This window comes from Spiroplasma endosymbiont of Colias croceus (assembly GCF_964020095.1).
Taxonomy (GTDB): domain Bacteria; phylum Bacillota_I; class Bacilli_A; order Mycoplasmatales; family VBWQ01; genus Spiroplasma_E.
Genome location: NZ_OZ026536.1, coordinates 322,189 through 346,507 on the forward strand (window position 1 = coordinate 322,189; position 24,319 = coordinate 346,507).

Here is a 24,319-nt window from a genome sequence, read left to right on the forward strand (position 1 = left end):
ATTTGAAGAAAAAGATTATTATAATATTTTGGCAAACAAAAACTGAGAAAAAATAATATTTAAAATAAATTTAAAAAGTAATGATAATAAAATTTTAGAATTTCAAAATTATAATAGTATCATTGATAATGATATTGAAAATATTTTTGTTGAAAAAATATATAATAAAGATAATGATTTTTGAACATTATCACTGATTTTAGCAAAAAAAATTTGAGAACAAATTGTTAGAATATTTATAAATAATGGAAAAAATAATTTCATAGGACATATTCCGTAATTAAATTTAATTAATTGTCAATAAAATTGTTTTAAAACTATTTAGTGTTATTGAATATAGAAATAAATATTTTTTGAAAAAATAGTTTAAAAAATGAGTTTACATTTTAAACAAAAAATTGTTAATAATATTTTTATATTAACTCGATAAAAATTTAAATTTTAAAAAAATATTTTTAATATTTTTTTTATTTTAATGGTTTTATTTTATTAAAAATTTCACAAAGTAAGTTAAATCTTAAGTACATAAGTCTAAATTTAGATTTTCTACATTTATTTACTAAAATTTTGAATCTTTTCAATCAAGCAAAGACATGTTCAACTTTAATTCTAATTTTAGATACAATCTTATTGTATTTTCTTTCTTGTTTAGTTAATTTTTTATTTTTAGTTCTTTTAATTGGTATTATTGTATTTTTATAAATATTTTGTATACCTTGATATCCTAAATCACCAATAATTATTGTTTTTTCTGAAAATTCAAGATTTGAATTTTTTAATATTTGAAAATCATGCACTTTACCATTATCAGCAAAAATATCAACAATTTTTTTATTAAAAAAATCATATACAATTTGAAATTTTATAGAATACATTCAACTTTTACCAGAAAAATATTCTAACTGTAGTTTTTTTTAGTTGGTCTTTCAATTTCAATCTCAGTTGAATCAATTAAATAAAATTGAAATTCATTTGAATTTTCTTGTTTTTTATCAATTTTTAATTTATATCTTTCTTTTAAAAATTGGTAATCTTTGTGGTTACTAAGTTTATTTTCTACTCAAGTAATATTTCGAAAACAACTTGATGGGCTCATTTTAGATTTAATACTCATTTGAAAAAAAGTATAATATTCTTTTCAGTATAATAAAGTCATCATTAATCTTTCTTCTACTGAAAGTTTATTTTTTCGACCTTTATTTTTTTCTAATTTTTCTATTTCAATTAATTTTTCTAACATTTCATTAAAATGAAAACGTTTTATACCAAAATATCTATAAAATTCTTCATTTTTTAATTTTTTTAAATTTTCAAAAATCATTTTTATCAACACTTTTCTAAATTTATTGTTAATAACAAAATTATAAAATAAATTTTAAAATTATTAATTGACTTTTAAAAAATTTAATTACGGAATATGTCTATATTAGAAACTAAAAAAATAATAACAGAAATAAAGAATAATAGTATAAAATTATCTTCTAAAGACTTTGATGATGGAAACATTGATGCTTTTGCTCATAATATTTGAAATAATTTTAATCATTATTATAATTTAATATCAAAAATAGGCAATAAACAATTGACAATTATTGAATTGTATATTGATAATAAAAATAATTATATTAAAAATGAAAATTTTTTAAAAATTTTTGGCGAAAAAAATAATTTAGAAAAAATAACTGAAAAAGAAAAAAAAGAAAAAATAAAATTATTTAATTTTTTTAAATGTAAAAATGAAAATTCTATTATAAATGAATATAATGTTGTTGAACATTCAACAACATCGAAAATTAAAATTAAAATTAATAAACTAATTTGAATTAGAATTTATATATTATTTTTTTTGATAGAAGATAAAGATATTTTTCTTGAAAAATTAACAAATTTATTTGAAACATTTCCATCAGCATATAATATTACCTATAAACTTAATGAAGAAGAAATTAAATCATTTGTTTATTTAATTTGAAATAATTTTAGTAATTATTATGATATTTCTAAAAAATTAGAAAATAATGAATCCATTCGAATAACTTCATATACTGGTTATCCAGAAGGATATTGATCAGCAGAAAATTTTAATGAATATAATGAAATTACTAATAAAAATAATGATGTTATTGATTGAACAACATTTAATAATAGAACTAAAGATAAAAAAGAAACAAAACTTTTCAAACATGATCAAGACTTTGATATATTTAATCGTAAAAAAAAGATAGATGGTAGTGATCCACAACCAGGACCAAGTTGAAAAAATTTACTTCATATTAATTTAAAAGATATTATAACTAATACATTTGGTTTTAATTTAGAAGATTTACCTAATCTTACTGAAAAAAATATTAAAGACATTTTATATCATAATAATCTTTTATTAGATAAAAACCAAATTTCTATTGATATTGATAAAAAAAAGCTACTATTAAAATTAATTCAATACAAAATTCAAAATATAAAGGCAGTATTTTAATTAATTTATCTAATAAAAATAAAAAAATTGAATCATCAGAAGAAACAATTCTTGATTCTCAAGAATTAAAATTTCAAAATAATCAATACGATGTTATTCCTGATGGAAATTGTTTATTTTGGTCTGTAGCAACAGCTTATTTATTGCCAGTAGTAAATGATTATCATAACTTAAAAAAAAGATTTATTAAGTTATTTGGTCCAGAAAAAATTAAATTTTTCAAAAAATTTAAAGAATTGTTACAAAAATTTAATTTAAGTAATCTTGATAACAATCAAGAATGATACAGAAATTCAAATATTCAAATGTTAATTACACAATTTCGTCGTAGAGTGATTGAATATATAAGTCTTCATTTAGATGATAATCATCGTCAGCCTAGTAGAGCTCGCTTTAGAGAAGCCATTGTTGCAGAAGAGAGAATCTTCCAACATGAAACATCATCATCTCAAATACCATCCACAACAACAGAAGAAAATTTGACTGCATCTTATTTAACAAGAATGTTAGAATCAGGACAATGAGGTGGAACAATTGAGATTGAAGCAATGTCTGATCTTTTAAATACTAATATTATTGTTGATAATGCAAGAATTGAATCAGATATTGACTATGAAAATACTAGTATACAATTATTTCATGTTAATAGAAATCATTATAATTTTGGTTTATCAAATAAAATTGAAAATCTAGAAAAAGTTATAGTTAATACTAATTTAGGATTTATATCAGACAATAGTGAAAATACAATTTTGCAAAGTTTAAAAGAAATAAATCCTGAACTTGATATTAATCAGATTTATATAATTAACATTGAAAAATCTGATTTAGGTCTTACAGAAGTTTATGGAAAAAAAATTCAAATTATATTGGTAAAAAATATATAAAATTTCATTTAAATTCATATCAAAAAAACAAAAAAAGAAAGTGTAATAATATTAATCATATGTCCAAAGTTATAGTTAATACTAATTTAGGATTTATATCAGACAATAGTGAAAATACAATTTTGCAAAGTTTAAAAGAAATAAATCCTGAACTTGATATTAATCAAATTTATATAAAAAAAATTGATGATACTAATGGTAGTGCTGAAGTTTATTCCAAAGAAAATTCAAATTATATTGGTAAAAAATTAATTAAATTTGAAACTAATCTTTCAAAAGAATCGGCTGAATTTAAAAATTTAAAAGATATTATCAAAAATACTGATTTGGGTTTAATACCAAATACTTTTCCATCAATAATTAAAAATCGTTTAAAAGAAATAAATCCTGAACTTGATATTAAAGATATTTATATAAGTAAAATTTATCAAAATAATGTAGAAATTAAATCTGAATATTATTCAGATACAATAGTAGTTACATTTATTTCTTCTTTAAAACCACCAGATGGTGAATGAAAAAATAAAAAAATTAATTTAAATAAAATAATGAAAATACCAATGCAAAGACAAAAAAAGAATGATGATGTTCTCTTGCAGTTCTTGAAAATATTTTAGTTAATTTTTCAAATAATCATAATACTATATTATCTCAAGATGAGTTGTATAATCGTTTTGTTAATTTTGGTTTAGATGTAAATTCTGGATTACTTTTATTTAATCTTTATAGATTTTTTTATAAATATCAAGATATAAAAGATAGCATAAAATTTAATTATAGTCATATAAGTTTTGAAAATAAATTTTGAAATTTATTAACTGATAATGAATTAAAGCTTTTATGATTACAATATTTAATATGAAATTCTTTAAAAATGAATAATCCTATTATAGCTAATACAATATCAGAAAAAAATTCAGGACATTCTATTTTAATAATTGGTATAGAGCCAAATATAGAAAAACCATTAGAAACTAATTATATAATAAGAAACCCTAACCCTGATGAAAATCAATTAATAGAAGAAAAAATTAGTGCAATTGATCTTTTTTCTCTTTTGTTTAACCCATTTTTATGTTTTGGAGAAATATTAATAAATACTACTGTTGTATCAAAATTCTTTATTCCTTATATAATAATTGAACATTTAAAAGTTGGTTCTATTAACATTCAAGATTTACTAAAAAACTTAAATCAATTTACTGATGAAGATTTAGAAACTTTATTATCTAGTGAAGATACTTTATGTAGTAGCGAGGCAGAACAAATTTTATTATCATTATTAAATAAGGAATAAAAATTGGTAATGTTTATTTTTGTTCTGCAATTTTTTGATGCCTGAATTGTAAAAATGAAGTTCATAATTTTATATTGTCTTGAAATCAAAAACGAAGAAAAATACTAAACTATATTTCACCAATCGAATATTTGGATAGAAAAATAATTTAGTTGCACTTACCTTTACAATCTTGCAAATAACAAAAGTTTTACCACTGCCATAATTTGCACCAAAAAGTAATATATTTGTCGAATATCTTTGCTTTTGGGAAAGGGTCACTTCTAAGTTGCAAAAAACAATGTTTTAACTTATTAAGGAGACCCTTTTTATGACCAGATATAATAAGGAACTAAAATTAAAAATAATAGAACAATATTTTGCTGGTAAATCTGCTACAACATTAAGCAAAAAAAATAAAATTAGTAGAAAGATAATTTATATTTGAATCCAAAAATGATACTTGCAAGGTGAAAAAAGTTTAGTTTCAATAAGAATTAAAATTAAAAAACAAGAGGTAAATGCTGTGAGTAGAGATTTTAAGAAAAAACCAAAGGAATCATTAAAAAATTATGAAAAACGCGTTGAAAGAGAATTATTATTGTTACAGACTAAAATTGAAATCTTGGAAAAGTCTTATCTCTACCGCAGTCAAAATTGAAAAAACCACAAGCAAAATCAAAACTCCCACGGTAATGTTTAGTAATCTATGTAACTTACAAAAATAACTATGTTTAATTAATTCTAGTAAATATAATTAAATGACTAGAAAGAGTGAGTTACAGATGGCTAAAAAGCAAAATATTAATAATAATGATCCAATATCAAAAGCAGTAGATTTATTATTAGAAAATACTGAAGATTTAACAACAGTTTTTAAAGAGGGAGGATTGTATAAAGAATTAACAAAAAGATTAGTAGAAAAAATGTTGAATTCTGAGATGCAAAATTATTTGGGATATGAAAAGAATCAACATAGTAATAGTGACAATGCTCGTAATGGTATAAGTTCAAAAAAAATAATAACTCAACAAGGTAAAATTGAGATTGATGTACCACGAGATCGCAATAGTAATTTTAATCCTATAATAGTTGCAAAAAGACAAAGAAGATTTGATGGTTTTGATCAACAAGTTCTTTCTTTATATGCAAAAGGTATGACATTATCAGATATTAGAATGCAATTACAAGAGTTATATCATGGTGCTGATATTAGTGAAAGTGTTATTAGTCAAATTACTGATGATGTTATTGATGATGTAAAAGCATGGCAAAATCGACCATTAGAAAGTGTCTATCCGATTGTTTATTTTGATTGCATAGTAGTGAAAGTACGACAAGATAAAAGGATTATTAATAAATCAGTTTATATAGCTTTAGGAGTTGATTTAGAAGGTAAAAAAGATGTTTTAGGTTTATGAATTAGTGAAAATGAAGGTGCTAAATTTTGATTAGCAAATTTAACAGAAATGAAAAATCGTGGCTTAAATGATATTCTTATTGCCTGCAGTGATAATTTAACAGGAATGTCAGAAGCAATACAATCAGTTTATCTTAAAACAGAACATCAATTATGCATAGTTCATCAAATTAAAAATAGTTTGAAATATGTCTCATATAAGCATAGAAAATCTCTAGTTGCAGATTTAAAACCAATTTATACTGCATGTAGTGAAGAACAAGCAATGCAGGCTTTAGAATCCTTTGAAAATAAGTGAAATAAACAATATCCTCAAATTGCTAAATCTTGATATAAAAATTAAGATAATTTAATGGTTTTTATTAGTTATCCTGCAGAAATTAAAAGAGTGATTTATAGGACATATTCCGTAATTAAATTTTTTAAAAGTCAATTAATAATTTTAAAATTTATTTTATAATTTTGTTATTAACAATAAATTTAGAAAAGTGTTGATAAAAATGATTTTTGAAAATTTAAAAAAATTAAAAAATGAAGAATTTTATAGATATTTTGGTATAAAACGTTTTCATTTTAATGAAATGTTAGAAAAATTAATTGAAATAGAAAAATTAGAAAAAAATAAAGGTCGAAAAAATAAACTTTCAGTAGAAGAAAGATTAATGATGACTTTATTATACTGAAAAGAATATTATACTTTTTTTCAAATGAGTATTAAATCTAAAATGAGCCCATCAAGTTGTTTTCGAAATATTACTTGAGTAGAAAATAAACTTAGTAACCACAAAGATTACCAATTTTTAAAAGAAAGATATAAATTAAAAATTGATAAAAAACAAGAAAATTCAAATGAATTTCAATTTTATTTAATTGATTCAACTGAGATTGAAATTGAAAGACCAACTAAAAAAAACTACAGTTAGAATATTTTTCTGGTAAAAGTTGAATGTATTCTATAAAATTTCAAATTGTATATGATTTTTTTAATAAAAAAATTGTTGATATTTTTGCTGATAATGGTAAAGTGCATGATTTTCAAATATTAAAAAATTCAAATCTTGAATTTTCAGAAAAAACAATAATTATTGGTGATTTAGGATATCAAGGTATACAAAATATTTATAAAAATACAATAATACCAATTAAAAGAACTAAAAATAAAAAATTAACTAAACAAGAAAGAAAATACAATAAGATTGTATCTAAAATTAGAATTAAAGTTGAACATGTCTTTGCTTGATTGAAAAGATTCAAAATTTTAGTAAATAAATGTAGAAAATCTAAATTTAGACTTATGTACTTAAGATTTAACTTACTTTGTGAAATTTTTAATAAAATAAAACCATTAAAATAAAAAAAATATTAAAAATATTTTTTTAAAATTTAAATTTTTATCGAGTTAATATAAAAATATTATTAACAATTTTTTGTTTAAAATGTAAACTCATTTTTTAAACTATTTTTTCAAAAAATATTTATTTCTATATTCAATAACACTAAATAGTTTTAAAACAATTTTATTGACAATTAATTAAATTTAATTACGGAATATGTCCTATAAATCACTCTTTTAATTTCTGCAGGATAACTAATAAAAACCATTAAATTATCTCAATTTTTATATCAAGATTTAGCAATTTGAGGATATTGTTTATTTCACTTATTTTCAAAGGATTCTAAAGCCTGCATTGCTTGTTCTTCACTACATGCAGTATAAATTGGTTTTAAATCTGCAACTAGAGATTTTCTATGCTTATATGAGACATATTTCAAACTATTTTTAATTTGATGAACTATGCATAATTGATGTTCTGTTTTAAGATAAACTGATTGTATTGCTTCTGACATGCCTGTTAAATTATCACTGCAGGCAATAAGAATATCATTTAAGCCACGATTTTTCATTTCTGTTAAATTTGCTAATCAAAATTTAGCACCTTCATTTTCACTAATTCATAAACCTAAAACATCTTTTTTACCTTCTAAATCAACTCCTAAAGCTATATAAACTGATTTATTAATAATCCTTTTATCTTGTCGTACTTTCACTACTATGCAATCAAAATAAACAATCGGATAGACACTTTCTAATGGTCGATTTTGCCATGCTTTTACATCATCAATAACATCATCAGTAATTTGACTAATTACCAATAACAATAGTAATAATAGCTAATACAGTTAATCCTTTTCTGTTATTGTTTGGTGGGTTATTATTTTGAATTTGTAATATGAAACTATTTGATTTTTCTGAACCATATTTAATAACAATTTCAACTTTCTCATTTGGTTGAAATTGCATGCCTTTAATTTCAAATGAAACTTTTTTTAAATCATAATTACTTGTATCAAATTTATCAATTGTGATAGTCTTTGGTCTTTGTTGTTTTAATTGTTCAACAATTTGTTCTTTTGAAATTATTTGTTTTGAAGAAACATTACCTTTGGTTTTAAATCAATCAGCAACAGCATTGGCTAGTTGATTATCATTTGCTTGTTTAATTCATGATTTGCTTTCTTTAAACAATTTATTTAGTTGGTGAACAGAATATCCATGAATGTTATCGTGTCCATTTGCTTTTGCTCACTTTTCAAATTGTTTGCCATTATCTGTATCAAAATAATGTGCAATTTCTTGTTTTGGAGCAATTTGTAAATAAATATTGTTATGATTTCCTAAATTATCTTGCAATTCAATAACATATTTTCCTTTGTTTGTTAATAATTGTGAACCATCTAAAACAATACCATTGGTTGGGTCAATTGTTATATTTTGGACATATTCCGTAATTAAATTTAATTAATTGTCAATAAAATTGTTTTAAAACTATTTAGTGTTATTGAATATAGAAATAAATATTTTTTGAAAAAATAGTTTAAAAAATGAGTTTACATTTTAAACAAAAAATTGTTAATAATATTTTTATATTAACTCGATAAAAATTTAAATTTTAAAAAAATATTTTTAATATTTTTTTTATTTTAATGGTTTTATTTTATTAAAAATTTCACAAAGTAAGTTAAATCTTAAGTACATAAGTCTAAATTTAGATTTTCTACATTTATTTACTAAAATTTTGAATCTTTTCAATCAAGCAAAGACATGTTCAACTTTAATTCTAATTTTAGATACAATCTTATTGTATTTTCTTTCTTGTTTAGTTAATTTTTTATTTTTAGTTCTTTTAATTGGTATTATTGTATTTTTATAAATATTTTGTATACCTTGATATCCTAAATCACCAATAATTATTGTTTTTTCTGAAAATTCAAGATTTGAATTTTTTAATATTTGAAAATCATGCACTTTACCATTATCAGCAAAAATATCAACAATTTTTTTATTAAAAAAATCATATACAATTTGAAATTTTATAGAATACATTCAACTTTTACCAGAAAAATATTCTAACTGTAGTTTTTTTTAGTTGGTCTTTCAATTTCAATCTCAGTTGAATCAATTAAATAAAATTGAAATTCATTTGAATTTTCTTGTTTTTTATCAATTTTTAATTTATATCTTTCTTTTAAAAATTGGTAATCTTTGTGGTTACTAAGTTTATTTTCTACTCAAGTAATATTTCGAAAACAACTTGATGGGCTCATTTTAGATTTAATACTCATTTGAAAAAAAGTATAATATTCTTTTCAGTATAATAAAGTCATCATTAATCTTTCTTCTACTGAAAGTTTATTTTTTCGACCTTTATTTTTTTCTAATTTTTCTATTTCAATTAATTTTTCTAACATTTCATTAAAATGAAAACGTTTTATAGCAAAATATCTATAAAATTCTTCATTTTTTAATTTTTTTAAATTTTCAAAAATCATTTTTATCAACACTTTTCTAAATTTATTGTTAATAACAAAATTATAAAATAAATTTTAAAATTATTAATTGACTTTTAAAAAATTTAATTACGGAATATGTCTTTTGTAATGTTTTAATTTCATTGATTATCAGCACCATATACAAATCCAGTTATGACACTACTTTCAGTTGGTTTAATCATTGTGATTTTACTCTCACTATTTGCATAATAGAATGAATTAACTGGATTTGTGATAATAGTTTTATCAATTTGTCCAGCATAGTCAATATCAGTTTGTGTTGATGGTGATTTTGGTTTTAAATCAATCATTAAATCAACAACTGTTGTTGGCACAACATTATATTTAACCACAACTGAACCTTGATAACTTTTACTATCTTTTTTAGCAGTTAATGTTGCAGAATGCATATCTTTTTTCTCGATTTTAATTTGTGAAAAATCAATAATGCGAGAATTAATTTGCTGAATCTTTGTTTCAATAGTACCATCATTGTTATCTAAAATATTTCCTAAGTTATTATCACTACCAAATTTAATTACATCGCTTAAATTTTCTGGTTTTGGAGGAATTGGTGGGTCTATTTTTGTCTGCATTGAAACAATAATTTTACTAGTGTATTGTTTTCCATCCAAAGTAAAAATCACTTGTAAAATATGGTCTTTTTCGCTAGTTTCGGGTTTGACATTGATGTTTCATTGTTTAGCTGTTTGTGGTTGCAAGAAATTATCAAATAAGACCTTATCAATGTTGTTGTTTTGAATTTCAATATTTAACTCACCATCAACAGTAAGTCAGTCATTTCGTGTTCAAGTTTTCTTTTTAGTGCTATCAATTAAATTAAACTGACTTTGTTCTTTTGTTCATGACAAAGAAATTTGTAAAATATAAAGGCCATTTATTTTTGCAAAATATAAGTTATTTGAGTTATCAATAACAGTTGAGAAAATACGATCACTCACTCCATTTATTTTGGTTGGAGTATCTGAATCGACTGATAACTTATAAGCACCTTTATTAGGTCCGGTATAAACATTGTCCAATTTATCAATTGCAATTTAAGAAACAGATTCATTTATACCATTTATTTTGGTTGGAGTATCTGAACCAGCAAAAAGCTTATATAAGCCATTATTAGATGAAAATAGAAAATCACTTTTGCCAAAATAAATATCATCTTTACTATCAATTGCAATTGATATTACAGAAGAACTATTATTTATTTTCATTGGAGTATTTGAACCAACTGATAGCTTATATAACCCATTATTTAAATCTGTAATTCCTTCTATACAGAAATAAATGTTATCTTTACTATCAACAATAACTTTTTGTACACTTTTTCCAAACCCGCTAATTTCTCTTAATGGTACATATTCATTATTTGAATTAGTTATTCCAACATCTTGTTTTGAGTTGGAATAACTGTAGTTAACGTTGAAATTGTTATTAAATTTAAGATTTTTTTCATAATGTTACCCCTATTTTTTGATATCAAAATTTTTAGTGTTTATCTCAAATAATCTTACTATCTTTATCAATATCATTTAAAATTTGTTTTCTTTGATTATTTTGAAAATCAATATAATTATTTGAAGTTTCCCCATATACTTCTTTTTGCTGTTGAGCAAATTTTTCCATATTAAGTTTTGTATAAAGTTTAATATGAGTATTTTTTCTACCAGTTTTAATAATTTCATAATTCATAATAACATCAGTATTTAATAAATCTTTTTTAACTGGTTCTAAAACATACTTTTTTAAATCAAATATATTCTTCAAATAACTACTCTTAATACTTATATTAAAAATTTGAAAAATAGTTTCAAAATTCATTGGTTGATGTTCAAACACAACAGGTTTTGAGTTTTTTGAATTTACATATAAATAACTTCGTAAATATTCATATAATGGTCAGATATATTTTGTTGTTAAAAATTTTGTATATGGTAAATAAAATTTTGTAAAATTTTTAATTTGATTTACAAAATGTTTTTCAAAAATTTCTTTATAAATTTTAAAATATAATTTCCCAGTATTTTTACGATGACCACATTTTAAAAATAAATTTGTAAAATCAAAATCAAGTGGTTCATCAATATATAAAGTTTTTACCTTATAAGATATAAGAATATCCATTTCTTTTTCAATTAAAGTTCCTCCTTTAATTTTATATTCTACTTCAACATTTCTGTATAAGTGATTTAATGGAATTTCATAATATTTAGCAAATTCTGCAAGTGAAATATTAGACTTCTTGCAAAACTATGATATTAATCACATTTTTTAAGTTTAAAAATTTATTTTAATAACACTTTTAATATTTTTTAAAAATTATTGTTCAAAATATGTTTTATTTTTTGTCATTAAAATACAACAAAAATTATTATTTCAAATAAAAAAATAAAATATTAAATTATCAAATATATTTAAATTAATAATTGTAAATTATAAATTGAAGCTATTAAATTAAATCTTAATGCAAATTTTTTTCTTCTATTTCGATATTTTTCACTAATAATTTTAAATTTTTTAAGAATCGCAAAAACATGTTCAATAACAACTCTCATTTTTGAAATAGCCTTATTATTTTTCTTTTCTTCTTTAGTTAAAGGGTTTTTCTTTGATTTTCGTTTAGGTAATAAGACATTTTTATGTATGTTTTGTATACCTTGATATCCTAAATCTATTAAAATAGTTGTTTCTGATAAAAATTTCGTTTTTGAATTTTTTAAAATTTTAAAATCATGATTTTTACCATAAGAAAAATAAGAACTTATAATTTTTTTACTATCTTTTTCAATTATGACTTGAGTTTTTATTGTATGTTTTTTCTTTTTTCCTGAATAATATTGTTTTTGACTTTTTTTGGGCGTTGAATAGTACTTTCAGTCACATCAATGATAACTGTTTTATCTTTAAAATTATTATTTAACAGTGATTTTTGCCCATCAAGTTGTTGAAAATCAGGATGTTTTATTAAAGTATTTTCTATTCACTTGATATTCCTATAGCAACTACTTTCACTAATTCCATAACTTTTAGCAATATGAAAATAAGTTCGATACTCTCTTCAATATTCTAAAGTCATTAATAAACGATTTTCTAATGATAATTTATTAGGTGTACCACCATTTTTAAACTTTTTTACTTCTTCTGTCTTTAAAATTTCTAGAATTTTATTAAAAATAATATCATTTATACCAGTTAATCTTAATAATTCTGGATTGTTAATAGTTTTTAATTTATCAAACATCATAGATTACCTATCTTTTTTATTTTTAATTTTATTTTAAAAATTAAATTTTTAATAGATAGGTTTTGCAAGAAGTCTATTTTAATTTTATCAAATTATCTTGCATTTAAAACTATTTTATTAATATTAGATTTAATATTTGATATATATCTATATGCTCAACTTTTATCAGGTTCTCTTTGCGCAGAATTGGTATATTCTATTTTACCTAAATTACCTTGTAAATAAATAATTCAATTTAATTTTTCAGAGTTATTAATTATACTAAATGCTATAGGGTAATCATTACTTATTTTTTGTTCATAAGAATCATAAGACTTCTTAATTTTTAAATCAAATGCATAACTACATAATAGACTTCTTGCAAAACCTATCTATTAAAAATTTAATTTTTAAAATAAAATTAAAAATAAAAAAGATAGGTAATCTATGATGTTTGATAAATTAAAAACTATTAACAATCCAGAATTATTAAGATTAACTGGTATAAATGATATTATTTTTAATAAAATTCTAGAAATTTTAAAGACAGAAGAAGTAAAAAAGTTTAAAAATGGTGGTACACCTAATAAATTATCATTAGAAAATCGTTTATTAATGACTTTAGAATATTGAAGAGAGTATCGAACTTATTTTCATATTGCTAAAAGTTATGGAATTAGTGAAAGTAGTTGCTATAGGAATATCAAGTGAATAGAAAATACTTTAATAAAACATCCTGATTTTCAACAACTTGATGGGCAAAAATTACTGTTAAATAATAATTTTAAAGATAAAACAGTTATCATTGATGTGACTGAAAGTACTATTCAACGCCCAAAAAAAGTCAAAAACAATATTATTCAGGAAAAAAGAAAAAACATACAATAAAAACTCAAGTCATAATTGAAAAAGATAGTAAAAAAATTATAAGTTCTTATTTTTCTTATGGTAAAAATCATGATTTTAAAATTTTAAAAAATTCAAAAACGAAATTTTTATCAGAAACAACTATTTTAATAGATTTAGGATATCAAGGTATACAAAACATACATAAAAATGTCTTATTACCTAAACGAAAATCAAAGAAAAACCCTTTAACTAAAGAAGAAAAGAAAAATAATAAGGCTATTTCAAAAATGAGAGTTGTTATTGAACATGTTTTTGCGATTCTTAAAAAATTTAAAATTATTAGTGAAAAATATCGAAATAGAAGAAAAAAATTTGCATTAAGATTTAATTTAATAGCTTCAATTTATAATTTACAATTATTAATTTAAATATATTTGATAATTTAATATTTTATTTTTTTATTTGAAATAATAATTTTTGTTGTATTTTAATGACAAAAAATAAAACATATTTTGAACAATAATTTTTAAAAAATATTAAAAGTGTTATTAAAATAAATTTTTAAACTTAAAAAATGTGATTAATATCATAGTTTTGCAAGAAGTCTAATTAATCATTTCATATCATTCATTAATGCATAACAATCACTATCTCAAGTATCATCATATAAATCTAACATTTTAGGTTCATTATTTGAATTTTCTATTTTAGATTTAGATAATCATTGAATTAAACTATATTGTCTTTTAGTTTCTGGACAATTATTTCAATCATAACTTAATATATTTTTAATTAATCCAGTAGTAGTAAAATCAATCTATGGATGGGTTACAATTTATTGGACACTAATTACGTAGACAAGTAAACAAATTTGTTAAAAGAAAGGAACTATAATTATGCCCAATATTAACTCATATACCGATGAATTTAAAAAACAAATAGTAGCTTTATATCAAAGTGGCAAATCAGTATCTTGCCTTGCTAAAGAATATAATGTTACAAGAGCAGCTACTTACAATTGAATTAAGCAATTTAGTAATTCAGGAAGTTTTAAAACTAAAGATAATCGTTCTTTTGAAGAAAATGAATTAATTAAATTAAGAAAAGAATTAAAGCAATTACGAATGGAAAATGATATTTTAAAGCAAGCAGCACTAATAATAGGCAGAAAATAGAAATTATTGTCAAAAATAAAGCTAAATATAAAATTCGCACAATGTGTCGTTTTTTAAAAATATCTAAATCAACATATTATTTTAATTTAAAGAAAAAAGAAAATAAAATCAAAAATAATATTTATGATGAAGCTGTTATTAGTGCTTTTAAAGAAAATAAAGAAGTTTATGGTACTAGAAGATTAAAAAAAATTCTAGAAAACCAAGAAATTTATTTATCGCGCAGAAAAATTAAAAAAATTATGAATGAACATAATTTAATATCAAAATATACTAAATTATCATTCAAAAATCATAATAACAAAGTTAACTATAGTCAAATAACTAATCTTGTTAATAGAAAATTTAAGAATAGGATTAAAAATGAAGTTATTGTTAGTGATTTAACTTATGTACAAGTTAATGGTAGGTGAAACTATATTTGCCTATTAATAGACCTATTTAACAGCGAAATTATCGGACATAGTGTTGGAGTTAAAAAAGATGCATCATTAGTACATCAAGCATTTATGCAATCAAATCGCTGTTTAAAAGATATTCAAATATTTCATAGTGATCGCGGTAATGAATTTAACAATAAAATTATTGATAAACTTTTACTAGCATTCAACATTAACCGTTCTTTAAGTAAAAAAGGTTGTCCTTATGATAATGCTGTTGCTGAAGCAACTTTTAAAACTTTTAAAACCGAATTTATTAATGATAAAAATTTTACATCATTAATCCAATTAAAATTAGAATTATTTGATTACATCAATTGATATAACAATATAAGAATTCACAGCACTTTAAACTACTTAACTCCAGTTAAATATCAACAACAAATGTTTACCAAAAAATAGTCCTAAAAAGTGTTGCCATTCCAAATGGTGCAGTTCATGCTCTAGTAAATATTAATGGTGTGCTTTATGTGGGAACATCAATTTTTGGTAAAGGAAATTTATATAAAAGTAATAGTGATGGCAAATTTGAATTAATGAATAATTGAAAACAAGACAATGGTGCAGTTTGGGCTTTAACAAATATTAATGGTGTACTTTATGTAGGAACATCAACTGCTAATAAAAAGGGAAATTTATATAAAAAAATAAATACTAATGATATTAATGCTAAGATTGAGCCAGTTTCTACTTGAAATAATACTAATGGTGAAGTTTCAAGTTTAACAAATGTTTATAGTACACTTTATGTAGGAATAACAAATAATAATGGTGAAGGAAAAATATATAAAAGTAAAACTGATAAAAGTTTTGGATTGATGCTTGGTTGAGAGAGTACTAATGGTGCAGTTTGAAGTTTAACAAATATTAATGATACTATTTATATAGGAACAATAACTTCTGCTAATAAAGGAAATTTATATATAACTGAAAAAAAATAAAAACATAAAAACGATATCTATCAAAAATTATGAAATTTCAAATAATTAATACTTTTTTAATTATTAATGATTCTCTTTGTTAAAGAGAGTTTTAAATTTAAAAAATTATTTTGTTACAGATTGATATTCTTTACAGTATAATAGAGTATATGAAAACTAAACTTTATTAAGAAGGGTTAATTAAATGATTAAAATTTATGATAGTTTTTCACAAAGATTGCAACTGCTTGCCACTAATAAAAAGCAAGTTAATATCTATTTATGTGGTCCTACTGTTTATAACTATATTCATGTTGGCAATATTCGTGGTGTGCTTGTTTTTGATGTTTTACATCGTTTGTTAATTCATCAAAATTATAAAATAAATTATGTTCATAATATTACTGATATTGATGATAAAATTATTAAGAAAGCTGCGGATTTAAAAATAACAGAACAACAAGTTACTGAAAAATATACGTTAGCATATTATGAAGACTTAGAAAAATTAAATATTATTTTTCCTACAAAATTACCAAAAGTAAGTGAATATATTTCAAAGATTATTGAATTTATTAATAAATTAATTATTAAAGATTATGCATATGTTACGGCTGGTGATGTTTATTTTAAAGTTAATAAGTTAAAAGATTATGGAAGTTTGGCACATAAAAATATTGAAGATTTAATTCCAAATTTTAGAATTAAAAATTTAGTTACTAAAGAAAATAATCTAGATTTTGCTTTGTGAAAATCAACAACAATAGGTATTAGTTGAAATAGTCCGTGAGGAAAAGGAAGACCTGGTTGACATACTGAGTGTGCTTGTTTTGTTGAGGATTTATTTAATGGTCAAACTATTGATTTACATGGTGGTGGTGTTGATTTAAAATTTCCTCATCATGAAAATGAACGAGCTCAATTTGTTGCAGCTAATAATAAAAAAATGTCAAATATTTGATGACATAATGGTCATGTTAATATTGCTAATGAAAAAATGTCAAAATCTTTAAATAATTTTATTTTGGTTAAAGAATTTTGTCAGCAACATCATCCGAATGTATTGCGATATTTAATATTAAATCGTGATCATCAACAACCAATTGATTTCAATAAGGAAACAATTGAAAATGGATTAGTGTCAACAAAAAAATATGAAAATGTTTTAAAACAATGAACATATCAAATATTTATTAACAATATAATATGTAATAATAATCATCATTCAATTTATTATCAACAAATTATTAAAAATTTATCAAATAATATTGATACAACTAATACTATTACTTTAATTGAAAATATGATTAAAAAATTAAATGAAGCACTTATTAAAAAAAATTTTAATGAAGAATTTCAAGAAATTTTTTATACTTTTACCTTTGCTTTAAAAATATTAGGATTTGATTTTAAAGTTGGTAATTATTCTGAAAAGATTAAAAATAAAATTAAAATATGAGAACAACTAAAAAAGGAAAAACAATACCAAGAAGCTGATAAAATTCGTCAAGAATTAAAAGATTTGAATATTATTTAAAGGAGCAAAATTATGGCATTACAATATATTTATGGTTATCACCCTATTATTGCTGCATTATCAACATCATCATTAATAAAAATTAAAAAAGTTTTTTTAGTTCAAGATAAGTACCAAGAATTAAAAAAAGATTTAAAAAGTGTAAATATTCCTTATGAAATTATTAGTTTACAAGCAATGAATAATCTATTAGGTACTACTAAACATCAAAATATTGCGGCTAATGTTAAAGACTATCAATATTTTTCTTTTGATGAATTAATTAATATTGGTTCAACATCTAAATTTTTAAGAATTTTAATTTTAGATCGTATTTCTGATCCACATAATTTTGGTTCAATGTTAAGAATTGCAGCGGGTAATGACTTTGATGGTGTAATTGTTTTAAATCGTAATCAATCTGAAATAAACGGTGCAGTTGCAAAGGCTGCAGCCGGTGCTCTAAGTATTATTGCAATTTGTCAAGTTAATAATTTAACTTCCGCAATTAATAATTTACAAGAAAAATATAAATTTTGAATTTTGGCTGCTGCTAAAACAGCAAAAGCAATTGATTATTTTACTATTGATTGTAGTAGCAACTTAGCATTAATTATTGGTAATGAAGGTGAAGGGATAAGTCCAAAGTTATTAAAACATACCGATTATATTGTTCAAATACCAATAAGTCCAAAAATAGAATCATTTAATGCTAGCGTTGCTTGTGGTATTATTGCAAACTATATTTACGTTGAAACGTTAAAATTATCGTAAATTTTAAGAACCTATATTTTTTGATAATATTTAAATTTATGAAAAAATAAAATATTTTTTTAAAAAGATACTTTTATATTTTAGGTGTAAATGTTTTTTCTTTATTTATTGGATTTGGTTCTGAAAATTTTCATTTTTTTTCTTTTAAATTTTTGCATATATTTATTTGATCAATTAAATGGTTTTCTAATTTCTTTACAATTGTTTTTAATATTTGTATAGTCAGAATTTATCTTATTTATTTTATTATTAATACATTTGTTTTTATCTTTAATTCAAAAAGTAAAAAATTTAATAAAAAAATTTTTATATTTATTTATTTTACTTTTTTCTAATTGTTCTATTTTTATTGTTATTTTCTTTTCTAACATTTCTTCCAAAGTTCAAATTTTTGATCTTAGTTCTAAAATATTTGAAGAAAGTAATATTATTTTAGGAGTGTTATTATTTTCATTAGTTAATTTCTCTAATTCTTTATCTTTTTCTTCACTTATTTTTTTTAATTTTGATAACATTTTTTGTTCATTATAGAAGAAAAAAAACGCTATTTTCAATATCTGTACTGTTATTACTTGGATAATGATTTTTTCTACGTTTAAATAAGTTTTTTAAAATATTTAAATACATCTGTTTCACATTTTCCTTTCAAAATAAAAAAACTCATTTACTTTTTATGAAAGTAATGAGTTAAAAACCTATTATTAAGTTTTATAAATATTATATATTAGACTTCTTGCAAAACTATGATATTAATCACATTTTTTAAGTTTAAAAATTTATTTTAATAACACTTTTAATATTTTTTAAAAATTATTGTTCAAAATATGTTTTATTTTTTGTCATTAAAATACAACAAAAATTATTATTTCAAATAAAAAAATAAAATATTAAATTATCAAATATATTTAAATTAATAATTGTAAATTATAAATTGAAGCTATTAAATTAAATCTTAATGCAAATTTTTTTCTTCTATTTCGATATTTTTCACTAATAATTTTAAATTTTTTAAGAATCGCAAAAACATGTTCAATAACAACTCTCATTTTTGAAATAGCCTTATTATTTTTCTTTTCTTCTTTAGTTAAAGGGTTTTTCTTTGATTTTCGTTTAGGTAATAAGACATTTTTATGTATGTTTTGTATACCTTGATATCCTAAATCTACTAAAATAGTTGTTTCTGATAAAAATTTCGTTTTTGAATTTTTTAAAATTTTAAAATCATGATTTTTACCATAAGAAAAATAAGAACTTATAATTTTTTTACTATCTTTTTCAATTATGACTTGAGTTTTTATTGTATGTTTTTTCTTTTTTCCTGAATAATATTGTTTTTGACTTTTTTTCGGCGTTGAATAGTACTTTCAGTCACATCAATGATAACTGTTTTATCTTTAAAATTATTATTTAACAGTGATTTTTGCCCATCAAGTTGTTGAAAATCAGGATGTTTTATTAAAATATTTTCTATTCACTTGATATTCCTATAGCAACTACTTTCACTAATTCCATAACTTTTAGCAATATGAAAATAAGTTCGATACTCTCTTCAATATTCTAAAGTCATTAATAAACGATTTTCTAATGATAATTTATTAGGTGTACCACCATTTTTAAACTTTTTTACTTCTTCTGTCTTTAAAATTTCTAGAATTTTATTAAAAATAATATCATTTATACCAGTTAATCTTAATAATTCTGGATTGTTAATAGTTTTTAATTTATCAAACATCATAGATTACCTATCTTTTTTATTTTTAATTTTATTTTAAAAATTAAATTTTTAATAGATAGGTTTTGCAAGAAGTCTAATATTATAAAATTTATTTGTTAAAGTAACTATTAACATAAAGTTGAAAATAACATAAGTAGTTTATTGTTCTTTAAATTAATCAAATATGTAATGTCAAAAAATTACAAAAATAATTATTTTTATGATAGTTTTTTTAAAAATAAGTGATTTTTATTTTTGAAAGGAAAATGTGAATAGTATGCAACTAGTAAATGAACTGTTAATTGAAACAGTTGAAGTTGGTGATTTGGAAGCACTTAAAGTTTTATTGGAAAATGGTGCTGATGTTAATTATGAAAATAGATATGGTAATACGCCTTTAATGCAAGCTGTTGAATATGGTTTTTTGGAGGTAGTTAATTTATTGGCAAGTGGTGCTGCTATTAATTATGAAGATCAATATGGTAATACCTCCTTAATGTTGGCTGCTGAAAGTGGTTTTTTGGAAATAGTTAAAGTGGATGGGTTACAATTTATTGGACACTAATTACGTAGACAAGTAAACAAATTTGTTAAAAGAAAGGAACTATAATTATGGCCAATATTAACTCATATACCGATGAATTTAAAAAACAAATAGTAGCTTTATATCAAAGTGGCAAATCAGTATCTTGCCTTGCTAAAGAATATAATGTTACAAGAGCAGCTACTTACAATTGAATTAAGCAATTTAGTAATTCAGGAAGTTTTAAAACTAAAGATAATCGTTCTTTTGAAGAAAATGAATTAATTAAATTAAGAAAAGAATTAAAGCAATTACGAATGGAAAATGATATTTTAAAGCAAGCAGCACTAATAATAGGCAGAAAATAGAAATTATTGTCAAAAATAAAACTAAATATAAAATTCGCACAATGTGTCGTTTTTTAAAAATATCTAAATCAACATATTATTTTAATTTAAAGAAAAAAGAAAATAAAATCAAAAATAATATTTATGATGAAGCTGTTATTAGTGCTTTTAAAGAAAATAAAGAAGTTTATGGTACTAGAAGATTAAAAAAAATTCTAGAAAACCAAGAAATTTATTTATCGGGCAGAAAAATTAAAAAAATTATGAATGAACATAATTTAATATCAAAATATACTAAATTATCATTCAAAAATCATAATAACAAAGTTAACGATAGTCAAATAACTAATCTTGTTAATAGAAAATTTAAGAATAGGATTAAAAATGAAGTTATTGTTAGTGATTTAACTTATGTACAAGTTAATGGTAGGTGAAACTATATTTGCCTATTAATAGACCTATTTAACCGCGAAATTATCGGACATAGTGTTAAGATGCATCATTAGTACATCAAGCATTTATGCAATCAAATCGCTGTTTAAAAGATATTCAAATATTTCATAGTGATCGCGGTAATGAATTTAACAATAAAATTATTGATAAACTTTTACTAGCATTCAACATTAACCGTTCTTTAAGTAAAAAAGGTTGTCCTTATGATAATGCTGTTGCTGAAGCAACTTTTAAAACTTTTAAAACCGAATTTATTAATGATAAAAATTTTACATCATTAATCCAATTAAAATTAGAATTATTTGATTACATCAATTGATATAACAATATAAGAATTCACAGCACTTTAAACTACTTAACTCCAGTTAAATATCAACAACAAATGTTTACCAAAAAATAGTCCTAAAAAGTGTTGCCATTCCAACTTGTTCTATTAAAAATAAAGATTTAATAATAAAAACATTTAAAGAATTTCTAAAATTTAAAAATGAAATAATGATTTCTAAAGGAAATTGTTATGAAAAAATAATCTATATTATAAAGGGAGATGATGATAATTGATTAGAAAAAGAAGAAGCAGTAATAGATTCATTAGAATATTTGCAAAATGAAATTAAAAAATTAAATGAAAAAAATAATTCAAATATTGAAAATTTTTGACAAAAAGAAGTTATTAATAGTTTAGTATTTGATGAACTGAATTATTCATTACTACATATAGCGGTAATAAATGATTGACAAAAATTAGTAACTTATTTAATTAACAAATGACCAATTGATATTGATTATAAAGATAACTCAGGAAATTCAGCATGAAATCACGCTTGTTTACTATTACAAAAAAAATTGCTTTGACAATTAAAAATTATGATCAGTTAACTATTGAAAATAAAATGTTTTTAAAAGATTTTTTTAGTTTATCATCAAATTGAAATCGAAATCAAGAACAGGAAATTGACAAAGTGGCTAATGAAACTAGAAGAGAAATATTTAAGTATTACATACCACAAACAGAAGTAGAAATCGTTAAAGTAAGATAAATTTGTTAGATTCATCATCAATAGTGACTAAAACAACTATTAAACGTGATTATGGATTAAATATGTAATATTAAGAATTTCAAAATTAAATACTAATATATCATAGCTTTAAATAATTAGTTGATTAGTAATTCATAATTAGTTTGTTATTTGAAATATTTAGGAGGACTTAATTATGGACATATTCCGTAATTAAATTTAATTAATTGTCAATAAAATTGTTTTAAAACTATTTAGTGTTATTGAATATAGAAATAAATATTTTTTGAAAAAATAGTTTAAAAAATGAGTTTACATTTTAAACAAAAAATTGTTAATAATATTTTTATATTAACTCGATAAAAATTTAAATTTTAAAAAAATATTTTTAATATTTTTTTTATTTTAATGGTTTTATTTTATTAAAAATTTCACAAAGTAAGTTAAATCTTAAGTACATAAGTCTAAATTTAGATTTTCTACATTTATTTACTAAAATTTTGAATCTTTTCAATCAAGCAAAGACATGTTCAACTTTAATTCTAATTTTAGATACAATCTTATTGTATTTTCTTTCTTGTTTAGTTAATTTTTTATTTTTAGTTCTTTTAATTGGTATTATTGTATTTTTATAAATATTTTGTATACCTTGATATCCTAAATCACCAATAATTATTGTTTTTTCTGAAAATTCAAGATTTGAATTTTTTAATATTTGAAAATCATGCACTTTACCATTATCAGCAAAAATATCAACAATTTTTTTATTAAAAAAATCATATACAATTTGAAATTTCATAGAATACATTCAACTTTTACCAGAAAAATATTCTAACTGTAGTTTTTTTTAGTTGGTCTTTCAATTTCAATCTCAGTTGAATCAATTAAATAAAATTGAAATTCATTTGAATTTTCTTGTTTTTTATCAATTTTTAATTTATATCTTTCTTTTAAAAATTGGTAATCTTTGTGGTTACTAAGTTTATTTTCTACTCAAGTAATATTTCGAAAACAACTTGATGGGCTCATTTTAGATTTAATACTCATTTGAAAAAAAGTATAATATTCTTTTCAGTATAATAAAGTCATCATTAATCTTTCTTCTACTGAAAGTTTATTTTTTCGACCTTTATTTTTTTCTAATTTTTCTATTTCAATTAATTTTTCTAACATTTCATTAAAATGAAAACGTTTTATACCAAAATATCTATAAAATTCTTCATTTTTTAATTTTTTTAAATTTTCAAAAATCATTTTTATCAACACTTTTCTAAATTTATTGTTAATAACAAAATTATAAAATAAATTTTAAAATTATTAATTGACTTTTAAAAAATTTAATTACGGAATATGTCTTATGAATGATAATGAATTAATTTATTTGTATTGTATTGAAAACAATGAATTTGCTTTTAATTTTTTATATAAAAAATATGAATTAAAAAATGATTTTTTTTACGA

General features: G+C 21.2%; 29 protein-coding genes and 3 pseudogenes. 18 read left to right on the plus strand and 14 right to left on the minus strand.

Annotated elements, in window-relative coordinates:
• The first annotated feature begins 28 nt into the window (after positions 1 to 28).
• Positions 29 to 280, plus strand: a complete 252-nt coding sequence (locus tag AACL24_RS01965; RefSeq protein ID WP_339048319.1) for a hypothetical protein — start codon at positions 29 to 31, stop codon at positions 278 to 280.
• Between the two features lie 187 nt (positions 281 to 467).
• Here the strand turns inward: AACL24_RS01965 and AACL24_RS01970 are convergent, their stop codons facing one another.
• Positions 468 to 875, minus strand: a complete 408-nt coding sequence (locus tag AACL24_RS01970; RefSeq protein WP_339045908.1) for a transposase family protein — start codon at positions 873 to 875, stop codon at positions 468 to 470.
• Between the two features lie 23 nt (positions 876 to 898).
• Entirely contained in the window at positions 899 to 1,321 is a 423-nt protein-coding gene (locus AACL24_RS01975; protein ID WP_339045912.1) for a transposase family protein, read from the minus strand.
• A gap of 96 nt (positions 1,322 to 1,417) precedes the next feature.
• On the opposite strand from AACL24_RS01975, the gene AACL24_RS01980 reads away from it, so the two are divergent.
• The 8 genes and pseudogenes from AACL24_RS01980 to AACL24_RS02015 all read left to right on the plus strand — a co-directional run bounded on the left by AACL24_RS01980 (position 1,418) and on the right by AACL24_RS02015 (position 7,413).
• A complete protein-coding gene (locus AACL24_RS01980; RefSeq protein WP_339048321.1) occupies positions 1,418 to 2,476 on the plus strand; it encodes a hypothetical protein in 1,059 nt (352 codons plus the stop codon).
• Between the two features lie 143 nt (positions 2,477 to 2,619).
• Positions 2,620 to 3,363, plus strand: coding sequence for an OTU domain-containing protein (locus AACL24_RS01985; RefSeq protein ID WP_339048323.1), 744 nt, complete (start codon positions 2,620 to 2,622; stop codon positions 3,361 to 3,363).
• A 59-nt stretch (positions 3,364 to 3,422) separates the two neighbouring features.
• The gene (locus tag AACL24_RS01990) at positions 3,423 to 3,980 is read left to right on the plus strand and encodes a hypothetical protein (protein ID WP_339048325.1); all 558 of its coding nucleotides are present in this window, start codon (positions 3,423 to 3,425) and stop codon (positions 3,978 to 3,980) included.
• A 44-nt stretch (positions 3,981 to 4,024) separates the two neighbouring features.
• Positions 4,025 to 4,660 (plus strand): hypothetical protein, encoded by a 636-nt coding sequence (locus AACL24_RS01995; protein WP_339048327.1) that lies wholly within the window; start codon positions 4,025 to 4,027, stop codon positions 4,658 to 4,660.
• Between the two features lie 310 nt (positions 4,661 to 4,970).
• Positions 4,971 to 5,342: a helix-turn-helix domain-containing protein gene (locus AACL24_RS02000; protein WP_339048329.1), complete on the plus strand. Its 372-nt coding sequence runs from the start codon at positions 4,971 to 4,973 to the stop codon at positions 5,340 to 5,342.
• Between the two features lie 82 nt (positions 5,343 to 5,424).
• Positions 5,425 to 6,495, plus strand: a pseudogene (locus AACL24_RS02005) (IS256 family transposase); the annotation flags it as partial.
• Between the two features lie 64 nt (positions 6,496 to 6,559).
• Positions 6,560 to 6,982 (plus strand): transposase family protein, encoded by a 423-nt coding sequence (locus tag AACL24_RS02010; RefSeq protein WP_339045912.1) that lies wholly within the window; start codon positions 6,560 to 6,562, stop codon positions 6,980 to 6,982.
• Positions 6,983 to 7,005: 23 nt separating this feature from the next.
• Complete coding sequence (locus AACL24_RS02015) at positions 7,006 to 7,413, plus strand: transposase family protein (protein ID WP_339045908.1); 408 nt, start codon at positions 7,006 to 7,008, stop codon at positions 7,411 to 7,413.
• A gap of 176 nt (positions 7,414 to 7,589) precedes the next feature.
• Here AACL24_RS02015 and AACL24_RS02020 read toward each other — a convergent pair.
• The 8 genes and pseudogenes from AACL24_RS02020 to AACL24_RS02055 all read right to left on the minus strand — a co-directional run.
• Positions 7,590 to 8,210, minus strand: a pseudogene (locus AACL24_RS02020) (IS256 family transposase); the annotation flags it as partial.
• Positions 8,203 to 8,751 carry a hypothetical protein gene (locus AACL24_RS02025; RefSeq protein WP_339048335.1) on the minus strand — a complete coding sequence of 183 codons (549 nt, stop codon included), beginning with the start codon at positions 8,749 to 8,751 and terminating at the stop codon, positions 8,203 to 8,205. The gene AACL24_RS02025 and the pseudogene AACL24_RS02020, both read right to left, overlap by 8 nt.
• Positions 8,752 to 9,036: 285 nt before the next feature.
• The gene (locus tag AACL24_RS02030; RefSeq protein ID WP_339045908.1) at positions 9,037 to 9,444 is read right to left on the minus strand and encodes a transposase family protein; all 408 of its coding nucleotides are present in this window, start codon (positions 9,442 to 9,444) and stop codon (positions 9,037 to 9,039) included.
• Positions 9,445 to 9,467: 23 nt separating this feature from the next.
• Positions 9,468 to 9,890, minus strand: a complete 423-nt coding sequence (locus tag AACL24_RS02035) for a transposase family protein (protein ID WP_339046130.1) — start codon at positions 9,888 to 9,890, stop codon at positions 9,468 to 9,470.
• Positions 9,891 to 10,003: 113 nt separating this feature from the next.
• On the minus strand, positions 10,004 to 10,933 hold the full coding sequence (locus tag AACL24_RS02040; RefSeq protein WP_339048337.1) for a hypothetical protein: 930 nt from the start codon (positions 10,931 to 10,933) through the stop codon (positions 10,004 to 10,006).
• Between the two features lie 15 nt (positions 10,934 to 10,948).
• On the minus strand, positions 10,949 to 11,119 hold the full coding sequence (locus tag AACL24_RS02045; RefSeq protein ID WP_339048339.1) for a hypothetical protein: 171 nt from the start codon (positions 11,117 to 11,119) through the stop codon (positions 10,949 to 10,951).
• A gap of 274 nt (positions 11,120 to 11,393) precedes the next feature.
• Complete coding sequence (locus tag AACL24_RS02050; RefSeq protein WP_339048341.1) at positions 11,394 to 12,029, minus strand: replication initiation protein; 636 nt, start codon at positions 12,027 to 12,029, stop codon at positions 11,394 to 11,396.
• Positions 12,030 to 12,319: 290 nt separating this feature from the next.
• A protein-coding gene (locus AACL24_RS02055) for an IS5 family transposase (protein WP_339048343.1) occupies positions 12,320 to 13,149 on the minus strand; the annotation gives its coding sequence in 2 pieces (ribosomal slippage) (positions 12,320 to 12,753 and positions 12,753 to 13,149; 831 coding nt in all).
• A gap of 426 nt (positions 13,150 to 13,575) precedes the next feature.
• On the opposite strand from AACL24_RS02055, the gene AACL24_RS02060 reads away from it, so the two are divergent.
• From AACL24_RS02060 to rlmB, 5 genes are all read left to right on the plus strand, one after another.
• Positions 13,576 to 14,405 (plus strand): IS5 family transposase gene (locus AACL24_RS02060; RefSeq protein ID WP_339048345.1). Its coding sequence is split into 2 segments (ribosomal slippage): positions 13,576 to 13,972 and positions 13,972 to 14,405, totalling 831 coding nucleotides; the frame shifts between segments, so codons are not numbered across the junction.
• Positions 14,406 to 14,873: 468 nt separating this feature from the next.
• Positions 14,874 to 15,994, plus strand: a protein-coding gene (locus AACL24_RS02065; RefSeq protein ID WP_339048346.1) for an IS3 family transposase whose coding sequence is annotated in 2 segments (ribosomal slippage) — positions 14,874 to 15,117 and positions 15,117 to 15,994 — 1,122 coding nt in all. Because the reading frame shifts where the segments join, the coding sequence is not laid out codon by codon here.
• A 68-nt stretch (positions 15,995 to 16,062) separates the two neighbouring features.
• On the plus strand, positions 16,063 to 16,533 hold the full coding sequence (locus AACL24_RS02070; protein WP_339048348.1) for a hypothetical protein: 471 nt from the start codon (positions 16,063 to 16,065) through the stop codon (positions 16,531 to 16,533).
• Positions 16,534 to 16,717: 184 nt separating this feature from the next.
• Complete coding sequence (gene cysS / locus AACL24_RS02075) at positions 16,718 to 18,049, plus strand: cysteine--tRNA ligase (protein WP_339048350.1); 1,332 nt, start codon at positions 16,718 to 16,720, stop codon at positions 18,047 to 18,049.
• Positions 18,050 to 18,061: 12 nt separating this feature from the next.
• A complete protein-coding gene (rlmB, locus tag AACL24_RS02080; RefSeq protein ID WP_339048352.1) occupies positions 18,062 to 18,802 on the plus strand; it encodes a 23S rRNA (guanosine(2251)-2'-O)-methyltransferase RlmB in 741 nt (246 codons plus the stop codon).
• A 101-nt stretch (positions 18,803 to 18,903) separates the two neighbouring features.
• On the opposite strand, the gene AACL24_RS02085 is transcribed toward rlmB, so the two are convergent.
• Entirely contained in the window at positions 18,904 to 19,317 is a 414-nt protein-coding gene (locus tag AACL24_RS02085) for a hypothetical protein (RefSeq protein ID WP_339048354.1), read from the minus strand.
• 390 nt (positions 19,318 to 19,707) lie between these two features.
• A protein-coding gene (locus AACL24_RS02090) for an IS5 family transposase (protein ID WP_339048356.1) occupies positions 19,708 to 20,537 on the minus strand; the annotation gives its coding sequence in 2 pieces (ribosomal slippage) (positions 19,708 to 20,153 and positions 20,153 to 20,537; 831 coding nt in all).
• A gap of 199 nt (positions 20,538 to 20,736) precedes the next feature.
• Between AACL24_RS02090 and AACL24_RS02095 the strand changes: the two genes are divergently transcribed.
• From AACL24_RS02095 to AACL24_RS02110, 4 genes and pseudogenes are all read left to right on the plus strand, one after another.
• Positions 20,737 to 21,081: an ankyrin repeat domain-containing protein gene (locus tag AACL24_RS02095; protein ID WP_339048358.1), complete on the plus strand. Its 345-nt coding sequence runs from the start codon at positions 20,737 to 20,739 to the stop codon at positions 21,079 to 21,081.
• Between the two features lie 47 nt (positions 21,082 to 21,128).
• A pseudogene (locus tag AACL24_RS02100) lies at positions 21,129 to 22,239 on the plus strand (IS3 family transposase).
• 95 nt (positions 22,240 to 22,334) lie between these two features.
• Positions 22,335 to 22,718, plus strand: a complete 384-nt coding sequence (locus tag AACL24_RS02105; RefSeq protein WP_339048360.1) for a hypothetical protein — start codon at positions 22,335 to 22,337, stop codon at positions 22,716 to 22,718.
• A complete protein-coding gene (locus tag AACL24_RS02110) occupies positions 22,691 to 22,879 on the plus strand; it encodes a hypothetical protein (protein ID WP_339048362.1) in 189 nt (62 codons plus the stop codon). Before AACL24_RS02105 ends, AACL24_RS02110 begins: the two co-directional genes overlap by 28 nt.
• Before the next feature lie 379 nt (positions 22,880 to 23,258).
• Here AACL24_RS02110 and AACL24_RS02115 read toward each other — a convergent pair whose 3' ends face one another.
• Positions 23,259 to 23,666: a transposase family protein gene (locus AACL24_RS02115; protein ID WP_339048364.1), complete on the minus strand. Its 408-nt coding sequence runs from the start codon at positions 23,664 to 23,666 to the stop codon at positions 23,259 to 23,261.
• 23 nt (positions 23,667 to 23,689) lie between these two features.
• Positions 23,690 to 24,112 carry a transposase family protein gene (locus AACL24_RS02120; protein WP_339045912.1) on the minus strand — a complete coding sequence of 141 codons (423 nt, stop codon included), beginning with the start codon at positions 24,110 to 24,112 and terminating at the stop codon, positions 23,690 to 23,692.
• Positions 24,113 to 24,319 lie beyond the last annotated feature (207 nt).